The 12,949-nt window shown below is 33.7% G+C and carries 5 protein-coding genes and 2 pseudogenes; 4 read left to right on the top strand and 3 right to left on the bottom strand.

The genetic code is table 11. The features are described 5' to 3' along the window. Positions 1 to 2: 2 nt before the first annotated feature. Both NMD99_RS05900 and NMD99_RS05895 read left to right on the top strand, forming a co-directional pair. Positions 3 to 140, top strand: coding sequence for a hypothetical protein (locus NMD99_RS05900; RefSeq protein WP_265017218.1), 138 nt, complete (start codon positions 3 to 5; stop codon positions 138 to 140). A 144-nt stretch (positions 141 to 284) separates the two neighbouring features. After that, positions 285 to 1,299: pseudogene (locus NMD99_RS05895) on the top strand (IS110 family RNA-guided transposase). 228 nt (positions 1,300 to 1,527) lie between these two features. Here NMD99_RS05895 and NMD99_RS05890 read toward each other — a convergent pair. The 3 genes and pseudogenes from NMD99_RS05890 to NMD99_RS05880 all read right to left on the bottom strand — a co-directional run. Further along, positions 1,528 to 2,230, bottom strand: a pseudogene (locus tag NMD99_RS05890) (IS256 family transposase); the annotation flags it as partial. A 23-nt stretch (positions 2,231 to 2,253) separates the two neighbouring features. Then, entirely contained in the window at positions 2,254 to 3,801 is a 1,548-nt protein-coding gene (locus NMD99_RS05885; protein ID WP_309165871.1) for a hypothetical protein, read from the bottom strand. Positions 3,802 to 3,941: 140 nt separating this feature from the next. After that, a complete protein-coding gene (locus NMD99_RS05880) occupies positions 3,942 to 5,303 on the bottom strand; it encodes a DEAD/DEAH box helicase family protein (RefSeq protein ID WP_309165869.1) in 1,362 nt (453 codons plus the stop codon). Between the two features lie 777 nt (positions 5,304 to 6,080). On the opposite strand from NMD99_RS05880, the gene NMD99_RS05875 reads away from it, so the two are divergent. Together NMD99_RS05875 and NMD99_RS05870 are read left to right on the top strand one after the other, a co-directional pair. Further along, a complete protein-coding gene (locus tag NMD99_RS05875) occupies positions 6,081 to 7,271 on the top strand; it encodes a hypothetical protein (RefSeq protein WP_309165867.1) in 1,191 nt (396 codons plus the stop codon). A gap of 29 nt (positions 7,272 to 7,300) precedes the next feature. Further along, a complete protein-coding gene (locus tag NMD99_RS05870) occupies positions 7,301 to 12,913 on the top strand; it encodes a hypothetical protein (RefSeq protein ID WP_309165865.1) in 5,613 nt (1,870 codons plus the stop codon). Positions 12,914 to 12,949 lie beyond the last annotated feature (36 nt).

Here is a 12,949-nt window from a genome sequence, read left to right as displayed (position 1 = left end):
GGATGACGATTGTCCGGGTGTCATCCCAGCGCCTCTATGATGTCATCCCAGTGCCTCCTTCTTGTATCTTGTCAAAAGCATCTAATGTTTTAAGCTTAAGCATTAGGTGGAGAAGGGAGGAACTCTGTGCTTCTTCTTAGATATAAAATCTGTAGAGGAGATAAGAATTCCCTTCTCAAAAGTATAGGCTGGACGGTATCGTAGAAAGACCTGAATGGTTCTAATTCTGTATTCACAAGACTAGCCTTACTTTTCATTTTTAATGGTAACGTATGGGGTTATATATGATCAACAACTTTTTGGGCATAGATATATCAAAAGATCGCTTTGATGTTTTTCTCTCATTTATAAGCAAAAAAGGAAAGCGTGAAACTAGAAAAAGAAGCTTTAAGAACGATGGTTTCAAAGTCTACTGAATTTTCTACACAAACATAATGTAGAAAAAGTAAAAACCTGCATGGAATCTACTGGTTGTTATAGCGAAGCACTGGCTGAATTTCTACACAATGCTGGACATTTTGTAAGTGTTGTAAATCCTTATTGCATAAAATCTTATGCAAGGAGTAAGCTGATACGACAAAAGAATGATCAGACCGATGCAGAAGTTATTGCTGATTATTGCCAAAGACAGGAACCTTCTAGTTGGACACCACCTTCTCCTGAAATGAAAAAATTAAAACATCTTTATCGTTGCTCAGTTGCGTTAAAAGATGAGTTAACATTAGTAAATAACCACTTAGAAAAAAAGAGAGACTGCCTAAAGAAGTTGCAAATGCTTGGGAAGACCTTGCAATGAATATAGCTCAAAAAATAGAAACAATAAAAAACTCCGTACGTGAACTATTAAATCAACACAAAGAATTGTTGGAAAATTTTCAACTTCTATTGACTATTCCAGGCATAGGAGAAGAATCAGCAATAGCTATTTTAGCTGAAGTTTCTGATATAGAGGTTTTTAGAGATGCCAGGCAATTGGCAGCATATACAGGAGTTATACCACGAAATATGACGTCAGGTTCCTCTGTATATGCCAAACCCAGATTAAGTAAATCCGGTTCACAAACATTACGTAAGGCACTTTTCTTTCCTGCCATAGTAGCTAAGAATCACAATCCTATCATTATGAGCTTTTGCCAAAGATTAAAGGAAAAGGGTAAGCATAATATGGCCATCGTTGGTGCTGCAATGCGTAAGCTACTCCATATCATTTTCGGTATTCTGACATCCAAAAGTGCTTTTGATCCTAACCATATCAAAAACTACAGGGCTAGGAGGTTGACTGAAGGTTTAGTACTTTAAAATCAAAAATGCTTCCTATCTATCTTATGTAAAGTGGTATCTTACACAAATTTATTGAATGTTGTTGGTTAGTGGATATGTTGATAAGTAAATTAGTTTTATACGCACAAAACAGATGAAGTTTACTTATCAACATATCCACTAACTATAATCTGTGTACTGTTACACAATTGGAAGTATTTTTTGATTTTATGATGCAACTTGGGAAATTTTTATAATTTTTTTGTTGACTAACAAGACGGTATCTCCTCTTTCTTTGAGGTCATTTAGCACTCCCAACCAGAAGTTAGCTCCTTCACTTTCAGCCAAATAAAAACCTAATACTTCTTTTTTGCCATTTTGATCTATGCCTAATATGTTATACATGCATTTACTTACGCAATGCCCGTCCTCTTTGACTTTAAAAAACCATGAAAACTATCGGATATACAGACTGCAGCGGGCGACTACGCCATTCGTTGATTACTGGTAGCAATTTGTCAGTAATACTTGATATCTCTGCCACCGATATTTTGTGATCATAAATTTCCTCAACATGTGACACTATATCTCTATAGCCCATACCACTGGCAAATGTGCTCAAAATCTTCGTTTCAAGCTCTGGATGTAAGTTTGTTTGCCTTTTTTTGACTATTTGTGGTTCGAAACTTCCTTCCCTATCTCTTGGCGTCAAAAGCTCAAATGACCCTGCGCTTGTACGTAAAGTCTTTGCATTCCTCCCATTTCTTCGATTATTCTCTTCGCTTTCAGCCGACAAGTGGTTTTCTATTTCACCTTCCAGGCTTACCTCCAGCAACTTTTTTATAAACGGTGTTAATGCTCCATCTCTTCCTGTCAACGGTCTTCCTTCTCGTATAGACGACAGGATATTTGTTTCTAATTCTTTATAATCTACCAAACCGGTAGTTCTGTTTACTACTTTCTGACTCATTGTCAAACCTCCATTTTTTTATATCAATTTATTACTTTTTTTTCGGTTTGACACAGTTTATTTAACACTCCCTGCTTAACAGCAGTTCCTACTTCCATATCTGGATTTTCTGCTTTCTTTTCATAAATTTTTACTGCTCCAAATAGTATAGCAGCAGTTACCACAGCTCCAACAAATATGCCAGCAGCTACCACAGGATTGAAAACTGCTGCACCTACAACTAAAGCGTAAATTCCCACTGCTATAAATGGAGAAGCTATCATCACACCATACATAATTTTCTTTTTTGTGCTGACTTGCTGAAAGGATTTACTTGCAGTACTAGGTGTTCCTATACTTTCACTTGCATTATGTACAGAGGCACATCTTCTTTGTGATCTTTCTTTTTGTTCCATGAAAATTGGAGCTCTAGAATTGGGATCGGCTTTAAGTAAATCTTCGTGGCTCATAGGTTTTGTATGAACTATATAGCGTACCCAATCTGCTAGTGACATGTCGTCCGAGTATTCTAGTGCGTTTGTGCTCACTTGCTCCAATTGCTTGACTACACCTTTAAGCCCTTTTATTGACTCTTCTAACTCCTTGAGTGCTGCATCATTTAATGGGATGCTTTCTGCATAATCTACACAAGCCCCTAATCTCCTTACATTTTCTAGGTTTACTTTTTGTGTATTGAAAGTTCTTTCCAAATTAGATGTACTTCGTTTTAAAACACCGGTAAAAACGCTTATAACAGCTTTTTTATCATAACGATATTGAATGCTTAGATTACTCAACTCGCTCTTTATTCTTTTTGCAACTGCGTTTCGAAGACTTTGTTCTTTCTGAAGATGAGGATTCAAATCATAGAGTACGATAATTTGCTTTATATCCCACTCCAACAAAGCAGAACACGTTTTAATATTACCTTCTCCATCTCGAATATAATTTTCATGCCCCTCCTCAAGCTTTGTAATGAGGTTTGCTCCTGATAGCGTAGTTATTTCATCAACCTTTAAGCAGCTTTCATCAGATGTAAACATATCAAAATAACATGATCCTTTACTTTTTGCATCTCTTCCAACTCTTCCCATAAGCTGAAGTAAAAACATTGGATCTAGCATTTCGGTTTTGTCTTTTACTATAGCTGCAGCTCTGCTGAGTCTTGGAGCATCAATTCCTAATGCCAGCTCTTTAGAAATAGTGTTTGGCACAAAGCCAGCCTTAATTATACTAAGTATATTCTTTTTATCCATATCATCAATATACTGATAGATTTGCTCTCCATTACTTTTGAAACGCTTCACACTTCCATTAAAGCAACAGATAACTGCATCCTGCTCACAAAATTTTTTAATTTTAGGAAATTCGTTAAAAATATGCTCATGTAGTTTTTTATCTCCAGGATAGTTACGTTCCGTACTTTTTTTGTGACCTTGATCACTTTGAAGCTTATGTAATTTCAATATAGCATCTGTGAGTTCAGAATTGAACTCTAGAGAAGAAGAATCAGTAATTTCATATTTTTCATCAATAAATTTACTTATTTCATCCTTATTAACTGCTCTGCCACTCTTTTTATATTCATCCAAAGTATCAAGTATGTTATGTAGTTTAATGGAAGGAAGTAATTTGCTACCAATTTCAACATTTAAGTTTTCCTCTACCAGGCATCTTATATTGTTTTCTGTTAACCCAATATTCAGATCTTTAATTACTTTAACAAAAGATTCTATGCGCTTTTTTCTCTTTCTTGAGCATCATCTTTTCTTCCCTCAGTGATATAATTTTTCACGTTTTCTGCCCACCTTTCTTCAGTGCCGATTAAACCTTTCTTATAAGCTTGACTGTCTAATGATTTGCTAATGAAATCTAAAAATGGCTGTGATAGCTTACTAAGATCACCGTTCTGCTTTGTTATCTCACTTATAAATTTCGCTACTGCATCTTTATATTGATTGAGTCTTGTATGGGTATTTTCACTTTTTTCTGTATATGCTATTTCTGGATTTACAAATCGCAACTCATATGTGCTTTCGCCTCGACCTTTAGCACTTACCATCTCTTCCAAGTTTTTAAATTTCATTTTATGGTAGTACACCACAGGCAATTTTCCAATACCAAGTGCTTCTCTTTCCTTTGGAGAAAGCAAGATCTGTTGTTTTATTTTAAATTCTTCACTGAGAAATTTATCTGGTGTAGCACTGAAAAAAGCAGTCGGGTTACCACGAGATACTTCAACTGCACGAGCCATTTGCACAGCATTTTCTTTCAATTTTGGAGCTTCATCGATAAGAATCAATGCTGGTTTGCTTTTATTTTTACCATATTTATCATTAAGCAAATTCCATTGCGTATTAAACGCTTCAGTAAAAGTTGAAGTTGCATATTCAGCATTTGTTTCAGAAAAAGGTTCAGCAAATTCTTGTGCAACTTCATCAGGTAAAAATGCTCTATCAAAATTATTTGATTGATTTCTCAAATTGTCGCTTGGAACTGCAGTAACGCAAGGAATATTTGTAAGATAAGCCCAGAATTTTAAGAGCGCTATATCCCCTGTTTTTCCTGAACCAGTTGCTATATTATTTGCTATTCTTAGTCTTTCTTCTAATGGTGTCCCTTCATCCTTTAAAACCTCTATGACTTTGTAAAAATTGGCAAAACGCAAAGCAAATGGAACTTTTTTACCTAGCCCACCGACTTTTAAATCTTGCAATCTTGATTGATCATGTAAACCAACAGCAAATGCCCTATTATTATTTGGATCTTTTTCGAAAGACACTTTACTATCGGCCCATAGAGCTATTATCTCTTCGTCAGTATATTTCAGTATATCTTTAGCTTCTGGTTTAGTATGCTCACCTAAAATTCCAAGCTCATAGCTACCACCTTTTTTGATAATGTTAACTTTATATGAATTACCTTTTACTTTAAACTCTGCTTGTGTTTTACCTTGAGTAATTGCCTCAACAATTATATCTTGCAGTGATTTTCCACTATCAACTTTAATCTCATTTAGTTTATATAATAGTAAGTAAGTGTTGTATATTTCCTCTGCAGTCCCAGAAATTTTCTCTTTTTGATGTAATCTCATCTTTTCCTCACTATTTTCTAATGAACAATTTAATTTTTGTTTAAGTTAGATAAAAGCTTAGCAACTCTTGTCAAAATTTGCAAGTAAATACTACTATCTCTAGCACTACAATAAATTTGTTTGTTTACTTCTTTAACCTTTCTCAGAACCACAAAAAGGTACATATATCTGTGAGAACAAGCCGCGTAAAAATAGGGTTGTGAAAATAGAAAAGTAAAACTGTTGCAACAAAGTTAAGCAAATTAGTTCATATATAAATTTAGTTAAAGTAGGCTAATATAGCTGGTTTTGCGATATAGTAAAATTATTATATAGAAAAGTTCGCACAGAACAAGCGGTAGACCAACACATCCCAAAACAAAAAGCTCTCACGCTTGCTGGTTTGGGTACTGGAAATGGTTATTTTACTTGAGATCTTAATAATATGTTTTCCTAAATTAATATTAATTTGCTTGCGGAAGAATTAAGGCAAATTTATGGCAAAACAAAATTTAAAATAAACAAGAGGTCATGTATTGAGCCTGCTAAAAGCCTTTTGCCTCAAACTACTTTGGGTTAGAAAATTTTTCTTAAATAGTGATTGACAGGTTATAAAGGTGTAGTATGATGTTGAAACTGATATAGGGTTTATAAATTATTATAGCTCTGTATGTTTTTTATGGAGGTGAGAATTATGGACTTAGATGATCTGACTAAGGTAGCTTTCTCTATTATTAAGGATAACGATCCTTATAAAGAATCTAAACAACTTCAAATAAAAAATTGGGGCGGGGATATTTGGAGACTATCAATACCGGAAATCTTTCTTTTTTTCTTGATATATTATCAAATGAAGAATGTTGGGAAAAAATCGATACAATACATGGTATCAAACTCAATAGAAGAGTAGTGGCTAGAAAGATGATAGAGCCACAGAATTGGAAGGGTACAAGTAATCCACTAGATGACTTTGATCGTTACCAAGTTGCATGTTGGTGTTGCTTAGAAGAAGACATAATCACTCTATTTGATCATTTTAAACAGGAAGATAAAATAAAAGACGGAGATTCAGACGCAATAAAAAAATTAGTCAAATCAGTAAGTGGAAATTGGTGTACAGATGCAATGATGCAATTTTGGTCACATTTCATTAGTGGATACATTTCAGAGTTAGATCTAAAAGGTCAGCATCCTTATGTTTTTGGTTTACATCGTGCAGCAATAAGTTCTAATAGAAGACGTGTAGAAGCGGTGGAATTCTTTTGGAATAAGATAAAATCATTACCTGAAAGTGAGTTAAGTGCTCGGGAGAAAGATGAGGTTTTTATGAAAATTGCAGTGCATGCAGCACATGATAATGGCTATCCTGATGTATTTGAATTTTGTTTAAGTCAGATAAGTCCTGATAAATATCCAGAGCTTTTGAAAAGAGATTTAGAAAAGAATGGTTATTATGGATCTTTAAATAGAATGAAGGACGTGCTTAGTTTTGATAAATTTCAGGAATTATTTGATTGTTTAAAATCAAGTGAAATTTCAGAAGATGATTATTCTCTTTGGTTGAAATTCATGATAAAGGACTGTCCAGAGCATTATTTAGGTGCTGGTGTGGAGGTTTTTATGCATATGTGGAAAAAAGAAGGATTTGATAATCATCGTACCTTCACATTGGACGAGGAAATGATGGAAGATTCTTCTTTTCAAGGAAAATTTTCAGTACATTTGGTTGAAAAAGGTTTTATGAAGCCAGTGTGGGCAATGTTAGATAAGGCTAATTCTAAGCAAATCAAGGAGTTTATGTCTTCTGAGAAAGCAAACTGTATACATTCTATATTAGAACAAAGAGATAATCAATCATTAAATAGGTTTTTAGGCTATGGTAAGTCTGCTGGTGAAAAACTCGATCAAAAAAACATACCTGGCCCAAGTAGTGATTTAGCTGAGGTAGGGATTAGTAAACAGTCTTATGTGGGGTTAGGTGATCATTAAAAATATTATATGTCTAAAAGGAGGGTTATATGCCTAAAAGAAAACAAGGAGAAGTCGATAATCAAGGAGTGCAGGATTTTGAATTAATAGAGCTACTAATTCGAGAGTCAGTAAAAGCTGGCCCAAGTACTTCAGCTCCAAAAGGGAGTGATTTTGAATCTTTCAAAGCAAGGTTTCAATCGTATGTTGACCAGGTTCCATCGTATTTACATTCAGTAGGTAAAGAAGGATTTTTTCCTCATTTCTTTTTAGGGAGCTTTTCCACTTTGGTAGATACAGAAATTGCAAAAAAGCTGGATATTGAAAAAGTATATTTTAGTTTTGATAGTGCAAAGACTCTAAAAGTAGCTGTTATTAAAAAAGGAGAAATCAAAAGCCCAGAAGATGCTGCTGATAAAGTAAAGGTCTTTGTTATTGCAGAATCTGGTAGCACAAAGAAAAAGTTTAGCTATGGTGAGCTAGATAAGATATTAGGCAATACTAAAGTTGCCAGAAATAATGTTGTGAGAATAGCTAGAAATCAAGGTAAGCTAGGTGTGAGATTGGTAGAAATTACTAAAGAAAAAGATGCCAAAGGGAAAATGGCAGGAATATCTGTTAATGTGGAAAATAATAAATTGGACAATGATGCTTCTACAATACATGAGTTTAAGGAAATAAAAAAGGGATTATGGAATAATCCAGAAAGTGATATAGCAAAGCTGACTAATCCTGATGTGGAAAAAGTGAAAAAACCTGTTGAAAATATTCTAAAAAAAGTTAGTAAAATTCACTCTGAACATAAGGATTCACTTGTCTATGGTCAAGAAGTAAAAGAAGCAGCACATCATGGATTTGTAGCAGGAGCTTTAGTGAATTTCCGCTATAGGTATAATCTCAGGGTTTACTTAGAGCAATTTGCAGGGAGAGGTTATGCTGATATTGTTCTAGTGCCTCGTGGCAAGGATAGGTCATTAAACGCTGTTCCAATTATTATTGAATTAAAAGCAGGAACAGCTGCTGGTACAACGCCAGGTAATGCATTAGAGCAAGCAAAAGATTATGCAAAAGGTTTTCAGCCAAACACAATGCGTGTTTTAACCGTTTCAGATAATGTGCTTTGTGTAGGGTTAAATTTGGATTCAACTGAAGGTGAAAAGTTTTCAATGTATGTATCACCTCGTGGAGATAGAGAAATTGCTCCACCTACAATACAGGCACTCTTGAAAGAAGCTTCAGATTGGGATGGAAGACAAGATACGATCACTAATGTTAAAGAAAAGATAAAACAGCCACTAGAACGTATTTATCATACATTTCCCGGTACACCAGAGAAAGGAGGTAATTACTTTAGTAGATTCCTGTTAGGGCAACTCCTTCTTGCTAATGAGTTCAAGAGAATTAATTTAGAGAAATCTGTATTTTTATATAATGAGTACCCACTTGCTTCTTCTACAAGGTCTGGTGCACAATCAACTGAAAGGCCTGTGACAACATTCATGCTGACTAAAGGAAATCAAGGGCAGAATAAAGAGGTGTTTATCTTTCACATTAGAGAGGGAGGAAAAGGAGAGTTTAGTGAGAAAAAAATACCCATTAACCTACCAACAGTCAGTAAAATAACAGAAGTATGTATAAGTTTACAAGAGGAAAGAAAATCAGATTTTTTCGATGTAGAGAAGGTTAATAGATATAATTCCTTGGATAAGTATAGGCAGGGAAAAAGTTTTTTTGGTGGAGAGTGGAAAAACATTCCTTATCCTGCTGGGTTAAAGGAAACATTTGATGAGGTATTGAAGTCTCAGCTTGCTTCTTCACAAGATCAATCTCAATCAATAGGCAAGTATAAGGAGTTATTTGGAAAATTAGGTGAGACAGTGCTACCTTTTAAGGTTCTAATAGAAAAGGAAGCGCATACTCAAGCTATATCTCACGGAGCATTTAGCCACTATAGTGATATAAAGCTAGGAGAACTACAAGAAAACAGGGCATTAGTATTAACTGAGTTTCAAACAGGCAGAGGAAAACGTATTGATATGCTGGTTCATGGTATCAAATTTGCAGATCAAGCTAGCAGTGCTAAAGAATACGATCCAGTAGGGTTAGAGCTTAAAGGACCAAGGGAAGGCAAGACAGCTGATGCGTTAAAAGATGAAGCAAACAAACAAATAGCCGATGAGTATAAGAAAGGTGTAACTTATAAGACGCTGACAGATGGGAAAAAAGTAGATTTTATAGGTGTTGTATTTGATAAAGGTGCGAATAATGCAGATTCCCTTATCTTAATGAGCAAAGATGCGTTTACTCCTGTTAAGGTAGTTCATAGTTCTATCTTTAGTATTAGTCAGCAGCAATGTTCCAAAGGAAGGAAACAGCGTAGTACAGGTATGGTCTGTATAGATTCACGTGATGAAGAAAAGATTACAGAGAAAGAAAAGGAAAAACTTATTAAAGAGTTGTTTGGTATTGAAGCTTATGACACAAAAATTATAACTATAGATTCTCCTCAAGTGAGTATTGATAGTGGTAAAGTAAATATAAAATTCAAAGACAATAACGGTAATGATAAAGAATTAATAATAGATAACGCTACAAATATTAAGAGTATAGAAAATTATATACTGGATAAGGAAAATCTTGAGATAAAGTTAAAAGTAAGCAGCGATAAAGAGTATGCGATAATAGAAGAAATTAAAGGACAAGGTATTGAACATTATTTAAACATCGATGGTTACAAAGTAAAACTTGATAGTATAATTAAAGATTTTATTACAGATCCAGAAAGAGAGAAAATTCATAATAAATTACATCAACTATCAAATGATAAGCAGTTGTTAGAGAATAAAAAATACATTGAAGATGTAGGTAGTATTGAAATAGCTAATCAAAATTATGATAATGTTATAAGTGAGATTAAACGGAATTTATTGGAAAAAGGAGTTAGAGAGAATACTTTTAACCAATTTGAAAATCACTTTAGTGACATTAACAAAAAAGTTTTTGCAAAATATATTGACGATGTAAGAAAAAATCTTGAGCAGCGAGGAATTGAATTTGATCATAATAAGTTTGATTCAGCAAAGATAAAAGGGGCTAAAAGTGGAAAATTTTTCTCCCTCATGGCCATATATGACTTGTTTGATAGCATAAGTGATGCAACAACACTTGGACGGCATGATAATGATGCTCTGAAGCAAGTGTTTGGTATCAATGGCATACTAGATGCTATGGATGATGTTAGAGAGAGTATAAGTATTTCTCCTAATAGTAAAATAGGAAAATTGGTCAGTAAAATACCACAACCTATACGTCAGGCTTTTATTAAGGTTATTAGTAATCCAGTAGTTCAGGGTATTACATTTGCAACTATTGCTTATCAGTTTGGATATAGTGTAGATGAAATAACTAAAGGTAATCATCATCCATTAAATTATTATTGGGCAGCTAGCAGTGGTGTAAAGTTAGCAAGCATGAGTATAAAACCTATAAGTATAGGAATTAGTTCTACAATGAAGGGTGTAAGTGCTACTACTAAGATTTTAAGAGGACTATCTGCTGCAAGCAAAGTTTTAAGCAAAGTGGCAACAGTTACTATGGTTGCTGATATATTAATAACAATTGGCGTAGAAATTCATGAGAGAGTAGAGTATACCAAAGCAATAGCAGAGCAAATACCTCTGTTACCTGGTAATGAGCAGGCAGAAGTCTTTTTTGCAAAGGTAATTAGGTTTTTTACAGGGAGAGATGTAGAAAAGGAATATGAAGATAAGATTAGAGTAAAAGGTTACTTAAATCATGTAAAAGAAGTAGCTATTCAGTTGTTAAATGATAATTATAATATAGCTGCAGTTGTACAATACGTAATCTCCATTGAAGAGAAATATAGTGAGGTGATTAAAAGCTTTGGAACAAGGTCTATGTGTAAGAGGCAAGCATTTTTAGGTTGTAGAGGCATGGTGACGGAAGAGTGTGGTTTGGAAAAGAGGTACGATGATATTTTTTTTGGTAAAATCGACCTAGCTTCTAATTTGAAGAGTGATTTATTTTCCCTCAATATATCTCAAACACTGCCTACAAGGCCTTATACTTTGGTCATGAATGAAGGTTGGGAAAGATTTATCTGTAATGTAAAAAGTAGTTCTCAATGTCATCAAGATATAGATGAAAAGAAAGTTTACATTGTTAATACAGATGCAAAACACATCCCTCATCTAACAAAATATGAATATGAAAACCTTGGTTTAAGAATTGTAGATGCACCATTAAGAAACCCGCTACAAAAATTTCAATGCAATGAAATTAGTAAAGTATCGAAAGGATATGGAGGTATCTATGATCTACATTTTCCATGTAATACTGGTAAGATTCATAAGAAGTGTCAAGAAACCTTTACACTCTCAGGAGAGCCTTTTATTTTTACTAATCCAACAAGAAAAAATTCTAACAGTAAAAAAGACAAAATGTTTCCCAAGGATTCGGTGTTATATATTTCAGGGCCTAGGACATTAACAGCAGCTGTAAATTATCCAGCAGTAATGCATATTCCAGAGGGCAGTAATATACGTTATATTGGCTCTAAAAATAATGAAACTATTTTTATTGTTAATAGTTCTATATCTGGTGCTCTTGAAGGTGGAGCAGGAAAAGAAAATACTCTAGTAATGAATGTTAAAGTTAATAATGTTGCTGTAGATTTGCATGAAGGAGTGATACATTATGGTAGTAGTAATATAAAACTAGTTAACACGTATAACTATGTGTCAAACTCTGATAGCAAACAAAATATTACTACTCACTGTAAAACAAGGTTAATTAACGTAAAAAATACAGAAGTGCATCAGGGTTCATTTGATTGTCAAGGTCAAGATTATGAAGTCAGAGTAGTAAATAAAGAAAATGTGCATTATAGAGGGTTAAAACAAACAGTATTTATTGTTAATGAGAATAGTGATAACGCTAAGATAGTGAGTGATTTAAGTGATACAGGAAAAGAAAACTTTGATGTAATAGATATTCAAGGTGCTAATATTACACAGTTGGAGATAAGTGAAGATATAGGAAAAGGTGGCTATAGTTTAAATCTTTTAGCTGATGATATGGAAAGTATTGTTTCGAGTACTAAAATAGATGATTTTAAAAACTTAGTAATTCAAGCAAAATATCAGGGAATAACAGAATCTGTAGTAATACAAGATAAGTCTTTATCTGATATAGTAAAGGATATCTGGTATCAAGAGTTAAATGGTTTAGGAAAGGATATTGATGGAGAAGTTGTACAAAATGGTGAAAAAAAGTTAAAAGCATTTATACAAGCAAATATTTTAAATCTAGAGTTACCTAATGCATACCAAATTACAAAAGATATTGCTAACAATAATAATTTAAACATTCCATTATCTAAAATAGAAGTCACTAGAAATTACATGGGAATACCCGCAGAAAAAGTGATAATTGGTGGTGTATATTCAGATCAGATAATTGTTGATTTTAGTTACAATAGTTCCGATCTTAGTAGTAGTTATCAAAAATACCACGACAATAAAGGAAAGTATGATTATAATCGCTATATGATAGAATGTAATCACTATCAAGACATCATGGTAGAAGGGGGAAAAGGACAACATCAGTATGTTATCAAACTACCAGAATATAATATACATTAAAGTATGATACCCTTTCATCTACTATAAGGCTTAATT

The organism is Wolbachia endosymbiont of Listronotus oregonensis, assembly GCF_031205055.1.
Classification (GTDB): Bacteria; Pseudomonadota; Alphaproteobacteria; order Rickettsiales; family Anaplasmataceae; genus Wolbachia.
The sequence above is the reverse complement of the archived record's forward strand: the minus strand, read 5'-3'. Positions and strand labels throughout refer to the sequence as shown.